We start from the raw sequence: 22,279 nt of genomic DNA on the forward strand, positions 1-22,279 counted from the left end.
GCATGACTTTAAACGACAAACGCCCGCTGGGCCTCCAGGCTATCGATCGCGAAATGGCGCGACAGAATGCCGATGCCATTGCCTCCTTCGAGGGCAATGCTGGACAGGCGAAAACCGTCGTCGCCTCGATGAGGAAGACAGGCCGTTTGCTGCTGCTGGGCATGGGCGGCTCGCACGCTGTCAACCGTGCCGTCGAGCCGCTCTATCGCACTCAGGGTATTGAGGCGATTGCGGTCACCCTTTCCGAACAGCTCGGCATGCCTCTGCCGATCGAAGGGCGCACCGTGCTGATCACATCGCAGTCGGGAGAAAGCGCCGAAGTCCTGCGCTGGTTTGCCGAAACAGGCGGCACGGAGGATACATTTGGCCTGACGCTGGAAGGCTCATCCTCTCTCGCCAAGTTTGCGCCCTCGCTGATCGGCGCCGGCGGCACTGAGCTGGCCTTTGCCGCGACGCGCAGCCTGACGGTGAGCTTCGCCTTGCATCTGGCAATTCTCTCGGCTCTCGGCGAGAACCCCGCGCATGCGCTTGCGGCTCTCAACGCGCCAGCGGAAATCGATATCGAACCCGCACTTTCTGCTTTTGAAAACGTCGCCACTGTTGTGACGTCCGGTCGCCGCCTGCAGGGACTGGCCGAGGCCTTGGCGCTCGGTCTGGCCGAACTCTCCCGTTATCCCTGTTTCTCGCTGGAGGGCGGGCAGCTTCGGCATGGTCCGATGGAGATGCTGGGTCCGAAGGTTGGCGTCGTGCTGTTTCGAGGGGATGACACGACAGCTGATCTCGTGACCGCCATGGCGGTTTCCGTAGTCGAAACCGGCGCGCCAGTGGTCATTTTTGATTGCTCCGGCAAGCCGCCGATCGAGGGCGCGACGACGCTGAGCTTTGCTCCGGCGACGGGGCTTGCGGCGATCTTTGCCATGCTGCCTGTTGCGCAACGCTTCATGATCGCCTTTGCCGATGCGCGTGTGGAAAACGCCGGCACGCCGGTGCGCTCCACCAAGATCACCCGGAGCGAATGACATGTGCCCGCTTGCCGTGATCGGAAACGTCAATGTCGACCTGATCCTGGGGCCTGCGGAGCCTTGGCCGAAGCCGGGGACCGAGATCATCGTCGATCATGACGAGTTGCGTGTCGGTGGGGCGGCCGGCAACGCAGCACTTGCCTTGGATGCGCTCGGCGTCGATTTCGAAATTGCCGCGAATACGGGCACCGACGAGTTCGGCCGCTGGCTGCGCGAATCCTTCGGCAGCCGCGCAGAAAAATGGCCGATCCGGCCGGAGGGCACGACACTTTCGGTCGGCATCACCCATCCGGATGGCGAGCGCACCTTCTTCACCACGCGTGGGCATCTGCCGCGTTTCTCGCTCGCCGACGTGCTTGCCGCTCTCGATGGCGATCGGCTTTCGGGCGGCTATGCGCTGCTCTGCGGTTCCTTCCTGACTGACGATCTGACGCGTGACTATCCTGCCCTGTTCGACTGGGCCGACAGCCATGGCATCACGCTGGCTCTCGATACCGGCTGGCCGCTCGACGGCTGGACGGAGGCGAACCGGCAAGCCACCCGCGGCTGGCTTTCCCGCTGCGGCTGCGCTCTCCTGAACGAGGTGGAATCGACCACGCTTTCCGGCCGCTCCGACCCGGTCGAGGCCGCGCGAGAGATCAAGCATCATATGCCGGAGGGGGCGATCGTCGTCGTCAAGCGCGGTCCTGCGGGCGCGATAGGCATCGATGCCGATGGCACTGTCGTTTCCGCGGCAGCCCCCAGCGTCAAGGTTGTCGACACGATTGGCGCCGGCGATGTCTTCAATGCTGCTTTCCTCGCCGCACTGGCGGATGGCCGGCCGCTCGCCGACTGCCTGATGGCCGGCACCCGTGTCGCCTCGCGCGCCATTTCCACACTTCCCCGCAGCTATGGCGGCCCGTTGCCGGCCACGACCGGAGAGGCCGCATCATGAGCGCGCTCGAGATCGAGAATATCCGCAAGACCTATGGGACGATCGAAACGCTGAAGGGCATCGATATCTCGCTTGAGAGTGGCGAGTTCCTGGTGCTGCTCGGATCGTCCGGCTGCGGCAAGTCGACCTTGCTCAACATCATTGCCGGTCTTGCCGAAGCGTCGGGCGGCGATGTCAGGATTGGCGGGCGCTCTGTTCTGGGCGTGCATCCCAAGGATCGGGACATTGCGATGGTCTTCCAGTCCTATGCGCTCTATCCGAACCTTTCCGTTCGCCGCAACATCGGCTTCGGCCTCGAGATGCGCAAGGTACCCGTTGCCGCGCGCGAGAAGGCCGTTCTGGAAACGGCGAAACTGCTGCAGATCGAGAACCTGCTCGATCGCAAGCCCGGCCAGCTTTCCGGCGGTCAGCGCCAGCGTGTCGCGATCGGCCGGGCGCTGGTCCGCAAGCCGCAGGTCTTCCTCTTCGACGAGCCATTGTCCAACCTTGACGCGAAGCTGCGCATGGAGACGCGCACCGAGCTGAAGCGGCTGCATCAGATGCTGGGAACGACGATCGTCTATGTCACCCATGACCAGATCGAGGCGATGACACTGGCAACCCGCATCGCCGTGATGCGCAACGGCCGGATCGAGCAGCTGGGTACGCCGGAGGACGTTTACGACCATCCCGCCACGCTCTACGTCGCCGGTTTCGTCGGCTCGCCGCCGATGAACGTGCTGGGCGGCGTCGTGACGGGTGAGGGGCTGCGGCTGGACGGGTCGGGGCAGGTCATTGCGCTGCCAGTCCGCTTCAAAGCGGTCTCTGTGGGGCGGCGTGTCAAGATCGGCATTCGCCCGGAAGCGCTGCGGCTGGCAGGGGATGGCGCGGAACAAGCGTCGCTTGATGTTGAAATCGAGGTTGTCGAGCTGACGGGGCCGGAGCTGGTGGTGACCGGACGGGCGAGCGGACAAAGGGTGACAGCCTGCCTGCCGCCACGCACGAAGCTTACGGTGGGCGCGAAGCAGGCTTTTGCCTTCGACGAGGACGTGCTGCATCTCTTCGACGCGGAAACGGAATTGGCGTTGGGCTGAGCGTTTCGGGGCGAAACCATCCTGGAGCCGTTCCCATCGCCGGCCCGATGTTCTAGAACCGCATCTTCATGAAGATTGCTTTTTATTGCCCGCTGAAATCTCCCAACCATCCCGTTCCCTCCGGTGACCGGCTGATGGCGCGTCTGCTGATGGGGGCGCTGGAGCGGGCGGGGCATCAGGTGGAGATCGCTTCCGAGTTGCGGGCTTTCATGCCGGAAGCCTTGCCCTCTGCTGTCGCGGCGCTATCGGCGTCAGCCGAGGCAGAAAGAGAGCGGCTTTCGACGCTCTGGCAAGACACTGGTCCGCCCGACGCCTGGTTCTGTTACCATCCTTATTACAAGGCGCCCGACCTTATCGGGCCGTCGCTCGCCCGCGATTTCGGCTTGGGCTATGTGACGGCGGAAGCGTCCTATTCCGCCCGGCGCAACACCGGGCTCTGGGCGGAGATGCAAGGGAATGTGCTCAAGGCGGTGAAGCTGGCTTCTGTGAATATCTGCCTGACGCGACGCGATCTGGACGGCCTTGCTGCGGTTGCAGTGGATGCACGGCTGGCTCTGTTACCGCCCTTCATTGATCCCACCCTGTTGCTAGAGAAGCAACCCGCGCCGGAGGCCGGTCGACTGATCACCGTGGCGATGATGCGGTCCGGCGACAAGATGCAGAGCTATGTCATGCTGGCGGCGGCCCTGTCGCGGCTCACGCATCTGCCCTGGCAACTATCGATCGTCGGTGATGGCCCGCGTGCCGACGAGGTGAGAGCACTGTTTGCCGGCTTCGATGAAGGACGCATTGTCTGGCACGGGCAGAAGACGGCTGGCGAGATCGCCGATCTCCTGTCGAAAAGCGCGCTCTATGTCTGGCCCGGCTGCGGCGAGGCCTATGGTCTCGCCTATCTCGAAGCGCAGGCAGCGGGCCTGCCGGTCGTGGCGCAGGCGATCGCCGGGGTGCCGGAAGTGGTGGTTGACGGCCGCACCGGCCTGCTGACGCCGCCCGGTGACATCGATGCCTATGCGAAAGCGATCGAACGGATGTTGACGCAGAACGAGGAGCGGCAGGCCCTTGCCGCCGCCGCACGGATATTCGCCGGCGAGGAGCGTTCGCTCGGTCGGGCCGCCGGGCAGCTGGGCGCGATCCTCGATCAGCATCTCAAGCAGCGGAATAAAATGGACGATTTTGACAGGAGTATCACCGAGGAACTGGACCGGTGGCTGCAGGCCGGCAAGGTCGCGCGCTTCTGGCTGCGGGATGACGATGCGGTTGAGCCGAGCGCGCCGCTGGAGCGGCTGCTTGAGGTCACCGGCGCATTTTCAATACCGCTGACGCTTGCCGTCATTCCGGCTCATACCGGCGATGCGCTTGCTCACAGGCTGGAGCGCGAGCCGTCGTGCGCCGTCGCCGTCCATGGCTGGTCGCATGTGAATTATGCGGGCGCGGACGAAAAGAAGCAGGAGCTCGGCCGCCATCGCCCCGCTTCGCAGGTTCTGGAAGAGTTGCAGCAAGGCTTCCAGCATTTGGCGAGACTGCACCCGAACCGTTTCGTCCCCATCCTCGTGCCACCGTGGAACCGGATCGATGCTGGGCTCGTGCCGCGTCTCGCGGGCCTCGGCTTTGAAGCATTGTCGGTCTACGGCCCGGAAAAACCGTCTGCCTTGCCGGTGGTGAATACGCATGTCGACGTCATGGACTGGCACGGCACACGCGGCGGACGCGACCGGATGGCGCTTGCCGCGGAGATCGTCGCGCGTCTCAGGCAGATGTTCGATCACGGCGGGTCACTGGGGCTTTTGACCCATCATCTGGTTCATGACGAAGCCGTCTGGGACTTCATGAACGCGCTTCTCGACGCCACCACGCGCCACCCTGCCTGCCGCTGGTGCCGGGTCACCGATATTCTGCGAGATCAATAAGCCGGGCTGTCAGCCAGTGAGGACCGAGTTGTTCAGAGGTCGATCGCCTGGCCGTCACGCGCCATAAAGGCGCCTTTGAATTCCTGCGTGGCGAGCCGCTGGATGGCGTCGAGCTCGCTGTCGGTGCGCAGCGGTGAGTGGTGAATGAAGGCCACCCGTTTGGCGCGGGCAGCCTTGGCGAGGCGGATGGCCTGCTGCCACGAGGAATGGCCGTAGCCGACATGGCGAGGCATCTCGTCGTCGGTGTACATGCAGTCGTAGAGGAACAGATCGGCGCCATCGATGAGATCGAGCACGGCCGGATCGAGCGTTCCCGGCCGATGCTCCGTATCCGTGACGAGTGCCACCGCGCGTCCTCCCCATTCCACCCGGTAGCCGATCGCGCCGCCCGGGTGGTTGAGGCTGCCGGTCTTGATCGCCACGTCCTCATAGGGAGCCAGCACGTCGCCGGAGCGGAAATCGCGGCAATTGATGGCGGCGCGGCAGATGTCCGGTTCGACCGGAAACCAGGGCGGCCGCATGAATTCGCCGATCATCTGGCGCGTGGACATGCGCCCGGCCAGATGTCCCGACCATAGTGTCACCGAAGCATGCGGATCGAACAGCGCCGGCAGATAGGGCAGGCCGATGATATGATCGTAGTGACAGTGGGTGAAGAACAGATTGAAATCGGAGACCCCGGCGGCCTTGAGTGCCTGGCCTGCCGGCATCAGCCCGGAGCCGGCATCGAACAACAATCTATGCGGTCCGCATTGCATCTCGATGCAGATGGTGTTGCCGCCATAGTGCTGAAATTCGGCCCCCGAAACCGGGAGACTGCCGCGCACTCCCCATAACCGCACCCGAAACACGTTTTCGTTCACTCTCTCGCCTCAGTCACGGCTAGCCGTAACGACTGTCCGTCTGCAACTGTCCCACGTAATTCTTAAGGTCGTCTTTTTATGGCAGGCTTGATTAACTAAGCCTAATTTCAGTCATGTTAGCCAAACTGCCGGGGTTAAGCGAGACACCAATTCGCTTTTTCTTTCCATATGTGGCAGAGACGAAAGCAAACGAATCCGGTTTGAACCAGCCGACGGAAACTCTGACAGTATGCCGCCTTTTGAGCACCCGCGCATCGCCGTCATTGCCGATGCTCATTTTCATGATCCTTATGCCGATTATGGCTTTCCCGGAATCGTGCAGGGCGGCCGCCGCGTGACCTTCAGGCTGCTCGCCGATACCGCCCGGTCGACACGCGTCTTCAACGAAAGCTACTTCGCGCTTTATCACGCGCTCGATGATATCGCGCGAAGCGGCATTCGCCATGTCATCCTGCTCGGCGATTATTCCGATGATGGGCAGGTGGAAACCGTCAAGGGCGTGAAACGAGTGCTGGACGGTTACGCGGCGCGATACGGCATGCGGTTCTACGCCACCGTCGGCAATCACGACATCTTCGGCGCGTCCGGCCGGCACCGCGCCAAGCGGTTCATGAACGAGGATGGCAGCTACAGCGTTGTCAGCAGCGATCCGCAGGTGCGCGATCGGGGCGCGCGGTCGATCGTCGCCAGCGAGCGTATGTATTGCCAGGGTTATCCGGACGGGCTCGATGCCGTGGGGGATTTCGGGTTTTTTCCGAGGCCCGGCGACCTTCATTGGGAGACGCCGTTCGGTGCGGATGGCGATCCGGCAGCGCGGCTTTATGACGTCCATTCGCCGGATGGGAAAATCACGCGCTCGCTGATGGACGCGTCCTATCTCATCGAACCGTTTCCCGGCGTCTGGCTGTTGATGATCGATGCCAATGTCTTCGTTCCGGTCGATGGCGTCGCAGCGGGCGAGGCAGGGGATCTTGCCGACAGCACGAGCGCCGGCTGGAATGCCATGCTGACGCACAAGCAGTTTATCTTCGGCTGGATAAAAGACGTTTCGGCGCGCGCGCGTTGGTTGGGCAAAACTCTGCTGGCTTTCTCCCACTATCCCGTGCTCGATCCTCTCGATGGGACCTTGGACGACGAGGTTTCCTTGCTTGGCAGAACGGGCATGTCTGAGCGCATTCCGGTGGAGGCTGTTGCCGAAGCACTGATCGAGGCGGGTATCGATGTGCATTTCAGCGGGCATCTGCATGTCAACGACACGGCAAGATACCGCAGCGGCAGCCGGTTCCTGATCAATGTGGCAATGCCGTCGCTCGTTGCCTTTCCCGGCGCCTACAAGGTGATCACGATCGGCGAACACCATCTCGATATCGAGACCGTCGGCATCGAGGACATGCCATTGAATCCGGAACTGCGGCAGACCTACGACCGGGAGATCGTGCCCTCCGGGCTCGACGCGGGCGGCATGCTCGATGTCAGCGACTATGGCGGCTTCCTGTTCGAGCATCTCGGCCATCTGGTCGGGCGGCGTTTTCTCAAGCGCGAATGGCCGATGGATATTGCAGCGCTGGTCCGCAGCCTCGACCTTGCCGATCTGGCGGCGCTGGCCCTGACGGAAAAGCCGGTGGCGACGGGTGACGCCGCTCACGCAGCTGCGGCTGCCGGTAATGACAAGGTGCTGCAAGGGCGCCTCGCGGCCCGCTTGAAAGCGGCAGGCGCAAGACCTGAGTTGCTGCGCGACATTTCCGCGATGGAGTTCCTGGCCGACTGGTATCGGCTGCGCATGGGCAGCGATCTCGCTCTCGACTGGATCACGCGGGAGCGGATGGCGCTTTATCAGACGGTTGGCCGCCTTTATGCGCATGGTGATTGGGCCGACGCGAATGCGGCGCAGGCGCGTTTTGCCCTCATCTTCCGGATGTTCGAGAAATACGCGTCCGGCCTGCCGTCAGGCAATTTCCGCATCGACCGGACGAGCGGGGCGATCGGTTCGAGGGATCCGATGGCGAATGCTCCGCTGGAAAGGCTGGGGACCAGCTGAGGTTGGGCGCTCCAGTACCGCTTACTCCGCCTTTCGCGCGCGACTTTTCGCTTCCGTAAGTTCCGTCGTCGTATGGCTCAGGCGGTCGGCCAGCACGCGCATGATCTCGATGGTGATTTCGGGAAAATCGGTCAGCAGCTTGAGGAAGTGGTCCTTGCGAATGCGCAGGGCTTCGAGCGGGGTTGTCGTCTGCACCGTGGCCGTTCGCGAGACGTCGCAGAGGATGGCGATCTCGCCGACGATGGAATTGGTCTCGACTTCGGCGATCTTGATTGGCCCAGTCGAGGAATCGACCAGGATGTCGGCTTTGCCCGCCAGCACGACATAAGCCGCATCGCCGATATCGCCCTGATGGAAGATGGCCTCGCCGGGATTGTAGCTAACACGGTCCGATGTGAAGGCGAGAAGCTTCAACTTTCCCGGCTCGACATTCGAAAACAGCGGCACGCGCCGCAGCATTTGAACTTCATCCTTCAAAAGCATTTCCGTGCCCATTCCCCATCTTCCTCCCACGGATCAGGCGCCGATGATCTTCATCGACGCTATCGTCTGGAAGGATGCCCCTGCCTGCGCCGCGGCGCACGCGCGGCGCAGGCAGGGACTTTGCCTTTTACATTATGATGACACAAGTTCCTTAAAGATACCGTTATTCTCAACAAGTGCAGCATGCGTCCCGTCCTCCACCAGCATGCCCCGGTCGAAGACCAGGACACGATCGAAAAGGCTCGACAGCGCGGTATTCGAAAGCACCCAGACGACTGCTGGATCGCGTCCGTCGCGGCGCACCAGCTTCAGCACGTCGCGGACAATTTCATCCTGCAGGCGGTGGTCGAGACCGGGTAGCGGTCGGTTGAATATATAATAATCCGAACGCCGTACCAGCGCACGGGCCAGATTGAGCTTTTGCCGCTGCACGGAGGTCAAGCGCTTGCCGCCGGTACCGAGATTGAAGTCCAGGCCGATATCGATCACATTCTCCAGGAGGCCGAGCGAGTTCAACAGCGAGCTGACGATCGAGCGAATGCGCTTCGAGCCGTCGGAATGCTTGTGGCTGATGCGGCCGAACAGGATGTTGTCCATCAGGCTTGCGGATGCCAGGTAATGTTCCGGGTCGTAGCGTTCGATATCGCCGCGCATGTCTTCCGGCAGGCCGTCATGGAACTGACGGCGGACATCGACGATCTTTGCCATCAGCTCGTCGGTCAGGAGACCGAAACGATGCCGCGGCTCGATATAACGGAAGCTCAGGCGGATGATGGCGCCCCGCTCATCCTCGGATGCGGCCTCGAAGCCCTTGCCTTTCAGCTTTTGCAGCAGCAGTTGATATTCCGGAATGTCGTCTGCCGTCATGAAGGTGAGCTGCTGGAAGAACGGATGATCCGGCGGCAGGTCGGCAAACAGTTCCACGGCGTTTTCAGCGATGCTGTACCCCATATCGAACATGATGCGGTCGAGGCCGGTGCGGCCGACCACGGAGCGGAAATAGGCGTTCTTGCCGATGGCCTTGCCAATGAATGCCGGACCAGTCGCGGTGCCGAACAACAGGTTCTCGCCGACGGTCGCCTCGGTGTTGTAGGCTCCCGGCTCGAAGGAGACGACGAGGTTGCTGAGGCCCGCTTCCTCAAGCTCGTCGCGAAGGGCATGGCGCATCTCGACGATGCCCTCGGCAAGGCCAGGATGGTCGTTGGGAGACACGGTGCTGCGAAGCGCGAGGTCGAGAATGTCCTTGGACAACTGCACGGTATCCAGCACCGACAGGACCGGTGTAAACAAATCATCCCGATCCGTCGCATCGGCGGCTTGGTAGTCGATCCAGTCGCCGTTGACGTCGTAGTCCGGGTTTCCGGCCATCCGCGCTTCGTCGATCTCCCATTTGCGGTGGGCGGCACCGCTGCCCTCATAGATGGCGTCCTTCAACGGCGCATGTTTCAGGCCGTAGAGCAGGTTGTCACGCAGGCTGCCGTAGAAGAAATAGGCATCCGCCGAGACATAGGAAATGCCGCGACCGGTGATGGATTCCGGCAGTTCCAACAGATCGTCGCCGCCGGCGGTGACTTTGCCGGTCTCGGGCCAGGTCAGGCGGGCGAAGGCTTCGGCCAGCATATCGCCGCCGCCGGCAGCACCACCGACGATCGCCACCGTCTCGCCGGGGTGGATCTGCACGGAAACGCGCTCCAGCAGCTTGGCCCCGCTATCGTCTGCAAGCGACAGGTTGACCGCCGCCAGCGGGTGTTTCATCGAGCCGGCATTCTCGATGGCGACTGCCTGAATGGACGGATCGATCGTCCGGTCGACGCTGAATTGCTCGACGACCTGAACGTATTTTACCTGGACGTCCTGACGAGTCTGATCCCAGTCGATCAGGTCCTTCAAGGGGCCGGGAAGATCCTTGTAGGCGCTGATCACCGCGACCAGCTGGCCGATGTCGAGGCGGCCCTGCAGCGCCAGATAACCGCCGATACAGTAGAACAGAAACGGCGTCAGCTGGGCGAGGAAGTTGTTGATGAACTTGACCAGGAATTTCCACTGGTAGAGGTCATAGCGGATCTTGAAGATGCGGCCGAGGCGCGAGGCGATGTCGGCGCGCTCGTAGTTCGAGGTATCATAGGCGTGGATCGTGCCGATGCCGTCAACGATTTCGCTCACTCGGCCGGCAAGTTCGCGCGCGGTGATCTGGCGTTCGCGGCCAAGCACCAGCAGGCGCCGGCGCATGCGCGGAATGATCACCGCCTGGACGCCGACCATGACGGCCGCGATCAGGCCGAGCCAGACATTCTGCATGAAGATGAAGAACAGCGCCGTCAGCGCCTGTCCGCCGAGCAGCGCCGGCTGGACGAACGCGTCGCCGGTGAAGCCGCCTAGCGGTTCGACCTCGTCCTTCACCATGCTGGAGACTTCCGCCCCCTTCATCCGCTTGAACTGGCTGGGTGGGAAACGCAGGATGCGGTCGACGAGTTCGAAGCGGATGCGCCGCAGCAGCCGTTCGCCGAGACGCCCCTTGTAGGTGTTGATGTAGAATTTGAAGAGGCCGTTGATGATCACCAAAGCCAGGAACACCAGGCTGAGCGCGAACAGCATCTGCATGCGCGTCAGTTCGATGCCGTCAAACAGCGCGACGGTGCCGAGCCAGGGCAGGTCGAAACTGATGTTCATGAAGGTCTGGGTGGCGCCCGGCTGATCGAAACCCTGGCCCTGAATGGGTCCATTGACGATCTGCTTGGGCAGGTCGAACGACAGGAAATAGGGCACCATCGAGACCGCGACGACCAGCAGAATCCAGAGCTGCTGACCGCGCGTATGGGTCCAGATATATCGGGAGAGACGTTTTTCCATGGGCGGGTTCAACTCACCGAATAGCGGGTGTCGAGGACGTAGAAGCGCCGGGCGGCATAGGGCGTGCCGGCGATCTCGGGGTCGTGGAGGTGAAGATCGAACTGCCCCCGGATTTTGACCGATGGGCGGCGGACGATCTGTGGCACCTGTGATGCAGCACGTTCGAGCTCTGGCGCGTATTCGATGACGACGGTTCTGGCATTGTCGACCAGCGAGAACAGCAACTCGCCAAGCGGGTCCTTGCGGCCGAAAGGCTTCAGCGAATAGCCGAGCATGACCAGGCCGTAGCTGCCGGGCTGGTAGTGATAATCGATCTGCTGGAACTTGGCCTGAATATGCCGCACGTGACATTGCCTACCGTTCAGCTCGTGCGCTTCGTAAGGCTCGGCTTTCGGATCGACGGAGGTCACCGACAGCGGATGATGGGTGAGGTAAGGTGTGACGGGCCGGATATGGCCACCAATTTCCAGGACGTGCGGGCAGTCGCGCATGAAATGCGCGGCAAAGACCTGCCGCATGGTTGCGCCAATTCCTGCCAGATGCGGTATGTCCTTTCCTGTCTCCAGGCTGTCAGAAACGGAGACGGCATCCTTCAGGTTGACTTGCATTCCTTGCACTCCAGAAAAGTCCAGACTACAACACGCGCATGATGAAAACCACCCGAACAAACGAAGCAAACACAATAGATTGGCACGAAAGTGCCTTCGATATCATCCGCGGTCTGGCCGCCTATACGGGAAGCTCTCTGGTCGAAGGTCTTGCGAAAGTCGTCGCCAAATATCCGGACGCGGACCTTGGTACGGCCTTCAACCACAAGCAGGTTGGAAGCAAGATATGGGCACGCGACAAGCTGTTTGAAAGCCTTGGTGGAAAATTTAACCACATCGTCGTTCTCGGTGGGTGGTATGGTGTGCTGTCAGGAATGTTCTTCGATGACAGCCGCTTCGAGGTCGGGCTGATCGAGAGCGTCGATATCGATCCGCAGGTCGCAGAGGTGGCCGAAACGCTGAACGTCAAGGCGGCGGAGCGATTTCGCGCAATCACGCAGGATATGTACGCGCTCGACTACAGGACCTCCGGCGCCGATCTGGTGATCAACACCAGTTGCGAGCACATCGCCGATCTTTCGGCATGGCTGTCTCTGCTGCCGCGCGGCACGCAGGTCCTGTTGCAGTCGAACGATTATTTCAGCGAGCCGACGCACATCAATTGCGTCCCGTCGCTTGAAGCCTTCCGGGACCAGACGGCGCTCGGCCACGTTGCCTTTGCCGGATCTCTGGCGATGAAGAAATACACCCGCTTCATGGTGATCGGCACCGTCTAATCGGTGATCAGAGGAGACCGCGCAGAATTTCCGCCGTGCGGTGAGCGCCATCGAGATCAAGCGTTTGCGGCGGACGGCCGGAGGCTTCGAGCGCCGATTCGATCGCCTGCGTCATGCTCGCCGGCGACAGCGCGTCCTCGGTCAGCACATGGGCGAGCCCCAGCTTTTCGAGGCGTTCGGCCCTAACCGTCTGTTCGGTTTCGCCGCCGGCGGTGAAGGGGATGAGCAACGGGTGGCAGCCGGCGCGCAGAATGTCGCAGACCGTGTTGTAGCCCGCTTGTGACACAGACAGTCTGGCGCCCTTGAGAAGGCTCGCGAAGTCCGGGCGAAACCGATAGACGCTGACATGATCAGGCGCATCCGCCGAGATCGCATCGAAATCGGATTGCGGCAGATTGGGACCAGTGATCAAGGCCCAGGACAAGGGCCAGGACAAGGGCCAGGACAAGGGCCAGGACAAGGGCTTGTCGATCGATTTTGCTGCTTCGAGGCCCGCGCGGATCAAGGCATTGCCGACTGCGCCGCCGCCGGCCGATACGATGATGTCGAAACGCTCCGTCGGTTCGGCGGGGGGCGGTGCTGCGATGAGCCCGGTGTAGACGACCTTGTCGGCGATCTCGGCGGCAAGCGGAAACGTATCTTCCAGCCGGGCGAAGGACGGATCTCCATGAACGAGGACCCTGTCGAAATACCGTTTCAATACTGCGACTGTTTCCTCGTCGCGGCCGGGCTTGGAGCGCTCCTGCAGTATATCGCGCAGCGATGTCACAACCATGGGCTTGTCGTCCATCGTGGCGATTTCGTCGAGGAGCGGCAGAAGTTCGAAGCGGACCTGGCGGCGGCCGAACGGAAAGGCTTCGATAATGACGATGTCAGGGCGGTTTTCCCGGAATGCCGTCAGCAGCAGGTCGCGGCGGTTTGCCTTGAAGGCGTCGCCGACCGGGTTGCCGTCGATATCGGCAAGCCCGGAAAAGCCAGCATTGCTGGCCGTGATCGGTGGCAAGGCGATGTGGCGTACCTGTGGTCCGGGAAAACCAGGGACCGGCGTGCCGCCCGTTACCACGGTCACCTCGAAACCATCTGCGGCAAGCGCACCGGCAATGCGGCTGGCGCGCGCCAGATGACCGATGCCGAGCAGGTGCTGGACATAGAAAAAGACGCGCGGCGACGCCGTCCGGCTACTGGTCATTGCGCTGCCTGCCATTCAGTCTCGAAGAGGGTTTTCAGCTGGCGGATGCTGGCGTGGTGGTCGAATTCCCGGCGCACGGTTCTTTCCGCCGCTTCGCCCAACCGCTGGCGCTGGGCTGGATCGCGAATGGCCTTTTCCAGGGCATCAGCGAAGGCTTGCGGGTCCTCTGGTGGCACGACCAAGCCGTTTTCGCCATCGACGAGCAATTCCGGGACGCCAGAAATGTTCGTCGATACGCAGACCAGAGCCTGGCTCGATGCTTCGACCAGCACATTCGGCAATCCATCGCGGTCACCATCTGCCGTGATGCGGCAGGCAAGGGCAAAAATGTCGGCGTTGCGGTAGTGCTGCAGAACTTCCGTTTGCGACAGTGATCCGTGCCAGACGACTTTGCCCGCGATACCGAGTTCAGCCGCCAGCGCCTGAAGCCTCTTCAGCTGGTCACCACCGCCAATATGTTCGAACCGCCAGTTGAGGTCGCTGGGCAGCAGGCTGAGCGCATGCAGCAGAATGTCGAAGCCCTTCTTCTCGACGGCGCGGCCGACACTCATGATCGTCACGGGCTCGTCCGGCCGCGAGCCGTCAGAGGCCGGTCGCACGCCGTCAAACACGCCGAAACGGCTAAGGTCGAGGCCGTGATAGCTCAGATGCACATGCGGCTTGGCGCCGGCAAGATGCCGCAAATGGTCAAATCCCGTCTGCGTGCAGGTCACGGTCCAGCGGGTGCTGGCGAGCTTGCCAGCAAGTTCCCATTCCGGTGACGTCCAGATGTCCTTGGCGTGGGCCGAGCAGGTCCAGGCGATCCCCATGATCGTGCTGGTGTAACGGGCAACGGAGGCCGGTGTGTGGATGAAGTGGGCGTGCAGCCATTCACCACCCTTTGGCCACTCGGCAGCAAGAACCATCGCCTGGCCGAAGCGGCGAACCCGGTTGCGTGTACGGTCGCGCCAGAGATCGGACAGGAACGCCGGAAGGCTGCGCCAGAAACCGGGTTTCGCAAGACAGTGTGCGAAGGCGCGGGCGACCCGCAAAGGCTCTTCGTGCAGATATTCCGGAAGATAGTGAACCGGAGCACGGATTTCGTCGTGCACGGGATGGCGCTTCTTGTCCGTCGGGCGGCGCAACGCCACCAGCGCCAGTTCGAAACCGGCCCTTTCCAATCCAAGCAGTTCCTGGGCGATGAAAGTTTCCGAAAGGCGCGGATATCCCTTCAGCACCACGACGATCTTGCGGCTTTGCGTCAAAGTGAGATCACCCCTTCAGGACGGTCAGGTGCTCGTGTTCACGGCGACCGAGCCATTCTCCGACGATCTGCGATATATTGGCAAGACCTTCAAGCGTCATGCCAGAAGCGCTTTTCGACGGCGGGTGTCGGTCCGGCAGGGCCTTGAGGGCTGCGGCAAAGCGCATGGGGTCGCTGGCGTCCTCGGGCAGGAGCATGTCGATCAGCCCAAGCTCGGCCGCGCGGCTGGCGCGGATCAACTGCTCTTCGCGTGGCATGACGCGCGGCACGATCAGCGCCGGCTTATCGAAGGACAGAATTTCACAATAGGTATTGTAGCCGCCCATGGCGACCACTGCCTTGGCACCAGCGATCAGTTCTTCCATCCGGTTGTCGAATTCGATCACTTCGAGATAGGGGATCTTCGCACATTTCGTGATCAGCTTGTGCCGCTGTTTCGCCGGCATATAGGGGCCGAGCACGATCAACAGCTTGTGCGTCAGCGTCGGATCTTCCTGATAGGCGTCGATCACGTCATGGATCAGGTCCGAGCCGTCGCCGCCGCCGCCGGTGGTCACCAGGATGTAGTCGCCCTTCGGCTTGTGCTCGGACTCCACGTCAGGGGAGACGCTTCTCTGCAGGAAGCCGACGAAATCCATCTTCGCCCGAACATGCGGGGGAACGTCGAGACCGACGAGCGGATCGTAGAAATCCGGAGGGCCATAGACCCAGATGCTGTCGTAGAACTGGCCGATCTTGCGCATCACGTCGTTGGCCTTCCACTCCGCATCGAGAAGAAGCGGCGCATCCATGACCTCGCGCAGGCCGAGAACCAGGGTTGTCCCCTGCTTTTTCAGATAGGCGAGGGTCTCTTCGACTTCGCCCTGCAGGCCCATCGGCTCCTTGTCGACGATGAAGATATCCGGCTGGAAGGTCTCGGCCGTGTGGCGGATGATCGACTTGCGCATCTTCAGCGTCTCGTGCAGGTCGATATGCCGGTCCATCGAGGTATATTCGCCGTTGCGCAGCTTGATGACGCTCGGGATTTTCACGAAATCGACGCGGGCGCGATAGTCGAAGGCACCGGCGATGGTGGCGCCCGAGATGATCAGGATGTTGACGCCGCGATAATCCTCGACCAGCGAATGCGCGATGGTGCGGCATCGCCGCAGATGACCGAGGCCGAACGTGTCGTGGCTGTACATCAGAATCCGGGCGTCTTCGATCCGGCGGGTCATGAGCGGAGCCTCTTGTCTCCCCTCGCACTGCCCATCTTCCTCAGCATATCAGGTTCCACTTCACTTATAGGGATCGGCAGCATCGCGAAGACCGTCGCCCAGGAAATTGAAGGCTAGAATCACGAGGATGACCGGAATGGTTGGAAACAACAGCCAGGGATAAAAAGCAATGACGCTGACGCTGCGGGCTTCCGTCAACAGGATGCCCCAGCTCGTGATCGGCGGACGAAGACCCAGGCCCAGGAAGCTGAGTGCGGTCTCGCCGAGGATCATGCCGGGGATCGACAGCGTCGCCGTGGCGATCAGGTGCGACATGAAACCGGGCACGAGGTGGCGGCCGATGATGCGGCTCGAGCCTGCGCCCATGAGCTGCGCTGCCAGAACATAATCCTCTTCACGCAGCGCCAGCAGCTTCGAGCGCACGGCGCGCGCGAGGCCCGTCCAATCGAGCAGGCCAAGAATGGCTGTAATGCCGAGATAGATGAGGATCGGGCTCCAGGTCACCGGCATGATCGCGGCCAGCGCCATCCACAGCGGAATGCTCGGGATGGACTGCAGCACCTCGATGATGCGCTGGACAATCAGGTCGAAGACGCCGCCGTGATAACCGGCGAGACCGCCGATGACGATGCCGAGCACGAAGCTCATGGTGATGCCGAGCAGGCCGATGGTCAGCGATATGCGGGCGCCATAGAGAATGCGCGACAGCACGTCCCGACCGAGGCGGTCGCTTCCGAGCAGGAACAACTGCCCATCCTTGGCCGGGCAGATCAGATGCTTGTTGGCTTCGAACAGGCCCCAGAACCGGTAGCTGTCGCCGCTGCAGAAGAATCGGATCGGTTCGACCCTGTTCACATCGTCCGCGTAGATGCGGCGCAGCGTGTCCATGTCGAGCGTCATGGTACGCCCATAGACGAACGGTCCGACGAAATTGCCGTCATGGAAGAGATGAACCCGCTGCGGCGGCGAATGGATGAAATCGACGTTGCGCGTGTGCAGGTTATAAGGCGCCAGGAATTCGACGATGGTAATGATCGCGTAGAGAAAACCGAGGAAATAGAGCGAGTACAGCGCCAGGCGATGTTTCTTGAATTTCCACCACATCAGCCGCGTCTGCGACGCCTGATAGACGCGCGATTGTTCCTCGGTCATCACATCGACGGAATGCGGGTCGAAGGGCGCGGTCGATACGTAGTGCGCCAGCGGCGCGCCGGATTCGGGAAGGGATATCGTCACTTGGTGCTACCGCCTTGCAGTCTGATGCGCGGATCGAGCAGGGCAAGCGCAATGTCCGATATGAGCACACCGATCACGGTAAGGAACGCCAGGAACATCAGGAACGAACCGGCAAGATACATATCCTGACTTTGCAACGCTTTTATCAGCATCGGGCCCGTTGTTTCGAGAGACAGAACGATGGCGGTGATTTCGGCACCGGAAATGATCGCCGGCAGGATCGAACCGATGTCCGAGATGAAGAAGTTGAGTGCCATGCGCAGCGGATATTTGACCAGCGCACGGAACGGATGCAAGCCCTTGGCGTGTGCCGTCACGACATATTGTTTTTGCAGCTCGTCGAGCAGATTGGCGCGTAGCCTTCGGATCATGCCGGCGGTGCCTGCCGTGCCGACGATCAGCACCGGGATCCAGAGATGCTCCAGGATCGACTTCATCTTCTCCCAGCTCATCGGTTCGGCCAGGTATTTCTGGTCCATCAGATGACCGATGGAGGTGCCGAACCAGATATTGGCGAAATACATCAGGATCAGCGCGAACATGAAGTTCGGAATGGCGATGCCGATCAGGCCGAGGAAGGTCAGCCCGTAATCGCCCCAGCTATATTGATGGGTGGCGGAATAGATGCCGATCGGAAAGGCGACAAGCCAGGTGAACAGGATGGTGACGAAGGACACCAGAACGGTCAGCCAGAGGCGGTCGCCGACGACCTCGTTGACGGGAAGCTGGTATTCGAAGGAATAGCCGTAGTCGCCCTGCAGCATGCCGGCGACCCAATGGAAATAGCGCAGCACCGGCGGACGATCGAAGCCGTATTGCGCGCGCAGTTCCTCGATCTCCGCCATGTCCACCGCTTCGCCCTGGGCACGCAGTTCGGAGATGTAGCTTTCGAAATAGTCACCCGGCGGCAGTTCGATAATGGTGAAGACCAGCGCGGAGATGATCAGCAGCGTCGGGATCATCGCCAGAATGCGCCAGAATATGTAACGCAACATGATCAGCTAACCTCGCTGCTGTACCAGAAGGTATCTGGCATATAGACCCCGAGATAACAGGTCGGATCGAAGCCGAAGAGGCCCTTTTCGGGAATGTTTCGCAGATAGGAGGAATGAAGCACCGGCTGAAGGGTGGCGTTGACGATGCCGATCGAAAATACGTTCTGGGTGTAGATATCGAGCATTTCGTGCCAGATACGCGTCCTTTCGACGGTATCGACGGTCCCGCGCCATTCCTTCACAAGCTCGATGAGCGCAATCGCTTCCGGCAATTCCGGAGCATGGCCGTTTTGCCCGAGGGAGAGATAGTACATGCCCCAGACCGGCCACTGCAGTTGGTCGTCGGCGCTTGGAGCAAGCTGTGCCGGGTTCATATCCGCCGTAGGCACTCCGTTTTCGATGCCCGACCACATCGACATCATGATGTCGCCGCCCATCGCGCGGCTTCGGAAAACGTCGCGTTGCGACGTCTTGATGAAAAGCGAGAAACCGATTTTCATCCAGTGGTCCTTGACCAGTTCCAGAACATCGGTTTCGAGCGTGCTTTCACCAGCGGTCTCGATGACGATCTGCGCCTCGCGCCCATCCGGCAGGAGGCGAATACCGGCGCTGTTCCTCTGTACTAGGCCGACTTGGTCCAGCAGGGCATTGGCCTCACCCGGATCATGGCTCGCCCATGCCGAGGCATATTCGGGCTTGAACAGCGGGCTTTCCGGCAGGATCGTGTCGGCGCTTTCCTTGCCGAGGCCATAGAAGCTGACCATGTTGATTTCGTGCCGGTCAATCGCGAGCGAAAGGGCGCGACGCACACGCACGTCCCAGAACAGATCACGCCACACCTTGTCGCTGCAATTGAGGTTGGGCAACAGGGCGATGCGTGAGCCTTGTGTTCTCTTCCAAAGATTGACTTTCACCGGGTAGCGTTTTTCCGAGTCCTTGAAAAACGCGTAGTCGGAGAAGTCGACACCTGAAAATTGAAGGTCGCTCTCGCCCGCCCCCGTTTTGGCCGGGATGATTTCGGACGAGCTGATATTGAGCAGGAAGCGATCGATATAGGGTAGCTGCAGTCCGTTTTCATCGACCCGGTGGAAGAATGGATTGCGCTCGAAGACGAATTGCTCGGCCGGCGGCGCAGTTCTGTTGACCCATGGATCGAGCGTCGGCAGATCGGGGTTTTCAGGACGATATTGCCGCGACATCTTGATATGCAGATCGGCCCATTTCTTGGCGCGGTACTGTTTCATCAATGCCGAGAGACGGAATTCATCCTGATATTTCTTGTGAAAATGCCGCATGTAGGCAGATGGCAGGAGTAGGATGATCGGGGATGCGGCCGCAAGACCCGGCAGGAAGTCGGGGTTCGGCGCGCTCCAGGTGTAACGGACGGTCAATTCGTCCAGAACCTCGAAGACCGGTGGTTTTCCATCGGCGAGAAGCTCGCGCTGAACGCCGCCCTTGCGCAGATTCTTGTCGAGGATCACATCTTCCCAGGTGTAGCGGAAATCCTCCGATGTCAGGTAGCTGCCGTTCGACCAGCGATGGCCGTCCCGTATCTTGAACGTGAAGATGCGACCTTCCTGAACATCGAAGCTTTCAAGGATATCCGGTTGGAATTGCAGGTTCTCGTCGTAGCCGACCAGGCGGGAATAGCCGTTGATCGTCATCAGCCGGATGTCTTTCTGGCTGCCAATCAGCATGCGTGCCGTTCCGCCATATTTTCCGGGCTCCCGGCCCATGGCGGCAAGATTGATGCGGCGCGGATTTTTGGGAATCCGCTCGCTGAGAACCGGCAGCGTCTGCGCGCGCAGATAGGGTCGGAGAAAATCAGGCTCCGGCGTGGCGCGGCTTGTGCCGGGAACCAGCACCGAGGCAAGCATTCCAAGTGTCGTTCTGCGGGTAATCACGGTCGTAACTCCCTTACGTCGGCGTTTCGCCGCGCAAGGACCAGATGGCCGTTGCCAAGATCCGCGGTCGACAGAGCGTCCTCATCGCCCTCATCGGAAAACTGTTTGCCCCAGCTACGCTTGTCGGAAGCACCGCTTGGATTGAGTATGGAAAAGTTGAGCGGCCGGTCGAGATCGGGGAAGGGTACGGCGGCAAGCAGCGACTTCGTATAAGGATGGACAGGCGCACGCATCAGCGTCTCGCGCGGGGCGACCTCGACAATCCGCCCGCCGCACATCACGGCGATCCGGTCGGCCATGTAATCGACGACTGCGAGGTTGTGCGAGATGAAGAGATAGGTGAGCCCGAGTTCCTTCTGAAGGTCCTTTAAAAGATTGAGGATCTGAGCCTGGACGGAAACGTCGAGCGCCGAGACGGGCTCGTCGCAGATCAACAGGTCCGGCCCGAGCGCCAGCGCCCTGGCGATGCCGATGCGCTGCCGCTGGCCGCCGGAGAAGCTGTGCGGATAACGGTTGAGATGACGCTCGTTGAGGCCGATCGCCTTGAGCAGGGCCTTGACCGTCTCGACGCGCGACTTGCCGCTGCCGCGTCCATGGATTTCGAGCGGCTCGCTCAGGATATTCTGCACCGTCATGCGCGGCGACAGCGAGGAGACCGGGTCCTGGAACACCATCTGCACCTTGGTGCGCAGCGCCTGCAGGCCAGCGCCTTCGGCACTCAGCACGTCGATCGGGCCGTCGCTGCTGTTGAGCATGACCGCGCCTGCGTCGGGTGTTACGGCGCGCATCAGGATCTTGCTGACCGTCGTCTTGCCGCAGCCGCTTTCGCCGACGAGCCCGAGGCATTCGCCACGCATGATGTCGAAACTGACGCCGTCGACCGCCTTGGTCACGGTTGCGGTATCCTTGGTCAGCCAACTCGATTTGCGCGTGCTGAAGGTTTTGCTGATGTCGCGTACCGAGAGCAGAACGTCGGGCTTGACGGGTTGGGCATGGGCGACGAGCTTCTGCTTTCCGAGCAAATTGCTCGTATTCACCGGCACCTCGCGCAGTGCCTTCAGCCGTTCTCCGGGCTTCATGTCGAAATGCGGCACGGCGGCCATCAGGCCCTTGAGGTAGGGGTGCGAGGGCTTGCGGAAGATGGTCTCGACCGGCCCTGCTTCCATGATCTCGCCGTGATAGATCACCACCACCTCATCGGCGACATTGGCGACGACGCCGAGATCGTGGGTGATCAAGAGCATCGCCATGTTCAGCTTGGTCTGCAGTCCGCGCAGCAATTGCAGGATCTGCGCCTGGATGGTCACATCGAGCGCGGTCGTCGGCTCGTCGGCGATCAGAAGCGAGGGATTGCAGATCAGCGCCATGGCGATCATCGCGCGCTGACGCATGCCGCCTGACAGTTCGAAGGGATACATGTCGAAGGCGCGCGACGGTTTGGCAAAGCCGACCAATCCGAGCATTTCCTCGGTGCGCTCGCGCCCTTCCCGGCCAGACTTTTCCGTGTGGATTTTCAGGGATTCGCTGATCTGGTTGCCGATCGTATGGAGCGGCGACAGCGAGGTCATCGGTTCCTGGAAGATCTTGCCGATGCGATTGCCGCGTAGGTTGCGGATTTCCCGCCCGTCGCGCTGCATCTGCAGAAGATCGGCCGGTCTTTCCCGGGTTGCCGGGTCGCAAAAGAGGATGCGGCCGCTGCAGGACGCCGTCTTCGGCAAGATGCCCATTACCGCTTGGCTGATGACGGATTTTCCCGAACCGGACTCGCCGACGAGTGCCGTTACCTTGCCCGGCAGCACGCGCAGGCTTGCCTTGCGCACGGCATCGATCTGCCCGCCGAGCATCGCGAACGAGATACTCAAATCCTCGATCCGCAACAGGTCCGCGCCTGAATTCATGCCAGCAGGTGTCCTTGTTTCACGGCGGCTCGCGATTGCGCAAGGCTCGCCTCCGGGTAGAGGCCCGGCTTCATTATAGGGAGACTATCGCACAGGATTTGGC

At 61.3% G+C, this 22,279-nt stretch carries 17 protein-coding genes and 1 pseudogene; 7 read left to right on the forward strand and 11 right to left on the reverse strand.

Annotated elements, in window-relative coordinates; translation table 11 throughout:
- Positions 1-2: 2 nt before the first annotated feature.
- From ACSQ3F_RS11260 to ACSQ3F_RS11280, 5 genes and pseudogenes are all read left to right on the forward strand, one after another.
- Positions 3-1,019, forward strand: coding sequence for an SIS domain-containing protein (locus ACSQ3F_RS11260; RefSeq protein ID WP_436102114.1), 1,017 nt, complete (start codon positions 3-5; stop codon positions 1,017-1,019).
- A gap of 1 nt (position 1,020) precedes the next feature.
- Positions 1,021-1,956 (forward strand): PfkB family carbohydrate kinase, encoded by a 936-nt coding sequence (locus tag ACSQ3F_RS11265; RefSeq protein ID WP_436100286.1) that lies wholly within the window; start codon positions 1,021-1,023, stop codon positions 1,954-1,956.
- Positions 1,953-3,029, forward strand: coding sequence for an ABC transporter ATP-binding protein (locus ACSQ3F_RS11270; RefSeq protein WP_436100287.1), 1,077 nt, complete (start codon positions 1,953-1,955; stop codon positions 3,027-3,029). The genes ACSQ3F_RS11265 and ACSQ3F_RS11270 overlap by 4 nt, the downstream gene beginning before the upstream one ends.
- A gap of 68 nt (positions 3,030-3,097) precedes the next feature.
- Positions 3,098-4,165: pseudogene (locus tag ACSQ3F_RS11275) on the forward strand (glycosyltransferase family 4 protein); the annotation flags it as partial.
- A 27-nt stretch (positions 4,166-4,192) separates the two neighbouring features.
- Complete coding sequence (locus ACSQ3F_RS11280; RefSeq protein ID WP_436102115.1) at positions 4,193-4,936, forward strand: polysaccharide deacetylase family protein; 744 nt, start codon at positions 4,193-4,195, stop codon at positions 4,934-4,936.
- Positions 4,937-4,968: 32 nt separating this feature from the next.
- Here the strand turns inward: ACSQ3F_RS11280 and ACSQ3F_RS11285 are convergent, their stop codons facing one another.
- Positions 4,969-5,799: an MBL fold metallo-hydrolase gene (locus ACSQ3F_RS11285; protein WP_037126922.1), complete on the reverse strand. Its 831-nt coding sequence runs from the start codon at positions 5,797-5,799 to the stop codon at positions 4,969-4,971.
- A gap of 229 nt (positions 5,800-6,028) precedes the next feature.
- Here ACSQ3F_RS11285 and ACSQ3F_RS11290 point away from each other — a divergent pair, with 229 nt between their 5' ends.
- The gene (locus ACSQ3F_RS11290; RefSeq protein ID WP_436100288.1) at positions 6,029-7,837 is read left to right on the forward strand and encodes a metallophosphoesterase family protein; all 1,809 of its coding nucleotides are present in this window, start codon (positions 6,029-6,031) and stop codon (positions 7,835-7,837) included.
- A gap of 21 nt (positions 7,838-7,858) precedes the next feature.
- Here the strand turns inward: ACSQ3F_RS11290 and ACSQ3F_RS11295 are convergent, their stop codons facing one another.
- The 3 genes from ACSQ3F_RS11295 to ACSQ3F_RS11305 all read right to left on the reverse strand — a co-directional run bounded on the left by ACSQ3F_RS11295 (position 7,859) and on the right by ACSQ3F_RS11305 (position 11,778).
- Positions 7,859-8,320, reverse strand: a complete 462-nt coding sequence (locus ACSQ3F_RS11295) for a cyclic nucleotide-binding domain-containing protein (RefSeq protein WP_436102116.1) — start codon at positions 8,318-8,320, stop codon at positions 7,859-7,861.
- 132 nt (positions 8,321-8,452) lie between these two features.
- Positions 8,453-11,170 (reverse strand): ABC transporter transmembrane domain-containing protein, encoded by a 2,718-nt coding sequence (locus ACSQ3F_RS11300; RefSeq protein ID WP_436100289.1) that lies wholly within the window; start codon positions 11,168-11,170, stop codon positions 8,453-8,455.
- A gap of 8 nt (positions 11,171-11,178) precedes the next feature.
- Positions 11,179-11,778, reverse strand: a complete 600-nt coding sequence (locus tag ACSQ3F_RS11305) for a hypothetical protein (RefSeq protein ID WP_436100290.1) — start codon at positions 11,776-11,778, stop codon at positions 11,179-11,181.
- A gap of 38 nt (positions 11,779-11,816) precedes the next feature.
- Here ACSQ3F_RS11305 and ACSQ3F_RS11310 point away from each other — a divergent pair, with 38 nt between their 5' ends.
- On the forward strand, positions 11,817-12,494 hold the full coding sequence (locus ACSQ3F_RS11310; protein WP_436100291.1) for a class I SAM-dependent methyltransferase: 678 nt from the start codon (positions 11,817-11,819) through the stop codon (positions 12,492-12,494).
- A 7-nt stretch (positions 12,495-12,501) separates the two neighbouring features.
- Here the strand turns inward: ACSQ3F_RS11310 and ACSQ3F_RS11315 are convergent, their stop codons facing one another.
- The 7 genes from ACSQ3F_RS11315 to ACSQ3F_RS11345 are packed head-to-tail and all read right to left on the reverse strand — an operon-like array spanning position 12,502 to position 22,176.
- A complete protein-coding gene (locus ACSQ3F_RS11315; RefSeq protein ID WP_436100292.1) occupies positions 12,502-13,683 on the reverse strand; it encodes a glycosyltransferase family protein in 1,182 nt (393 codons plus the stop codon).
- Positions 13,680-14,927 (reverse strand): glycosyltransferase, encoded by a 1,248-nt coding sequence (locus ACSQ3F_RS11320; protein ID WP_436100293.1) that lies wholly within the window; start codon positions 14,925-14,927, stop codon positions 13,680-13,682. Before ACSQ3F_RS11320 ends, ACSQ3F_RS11315 begins: the two co-directional genes overlap by 4 nt.
- Positions 14,928-14,934: 7 nt before the next feature.
- Positions 14,935-16,143, reverse strand: coding sequence for a glycosyltransferase family protein (locus ACSQ3F_RS11325; RefSeq protein ID WP_436100294.1), 1,209 nt, complete (start codon positions 16,141-16,143; stop codon positions 14,935-14,937).
- Between the two features lie 60 nt (positions 16,144-16,203).
- The gene (locus ACSQ3F_RS11330; protein WP_436100295.1) at positions 16,204-17,379 is read right to left on the reverse strand and encodes an ABC transporter permease; all 1,176 of its coding nucleotides are present in this window, start codon (positions 17,377-17,379) and stop codon (positions 16,204-16,206) included.
- Positions 17,376-18,374, reverse strand: coding sequence for an ABC transporter permease (locus ACSQ3F_RS11335; RefSeq protein ID WP_436100296.1), 999 nt, complete (start codon positions 18,372-18,374; stop codon positions 17,376-17,378). The genes ACSQ3F_RS11330 and ACSQ3F_RS11335 overlap by 4 nt, the downstream gene beginning before the upstream one ends.
- A gap of 2 nt (positions 18,375-18,376) precedes the next feature.
- The gene (locus ACSQ3F_RS11340; RefSeq protein WP_436100297.1) at positions 18,377-20,278 is read right to left on the reverse strand and encodes an ABC transporter substrate-binding protein; all 1,902 of its coding nucleotides are present in this window, start codon (positions 20,276-20,278) and stop codon (positions 18,377-18,379) included.
- Positions 20,275-22,176, reverse strand: a complete 1,902-nt coding sequence (locus ACSQ3F_RS11345) for an ABC transporter ATP-binding protein (RefSeq protein ID WP_436100298.1) — start codon at positions 22,174-22,176, stop codon at positions 20,275-20,277. The genes ACSQ3F_RS11340 and ACSQ3F_RS11345 overlap by 4 nt, the downstream gene beginning before the upstream one ends.
- Positions 22,177-22,279 lie beyond the last annotated feature (103 nt).

The organism is Pararhizobium sp. LjRoot238, from assembly GCF_964252955.1.
In the GTDB taxonomy this organism is placed as follows: Bacteria; Pseudomonadota; Alphaproteobacteria; order Rhizobiales; family Rhizobiaceae; genus Pararhizobium.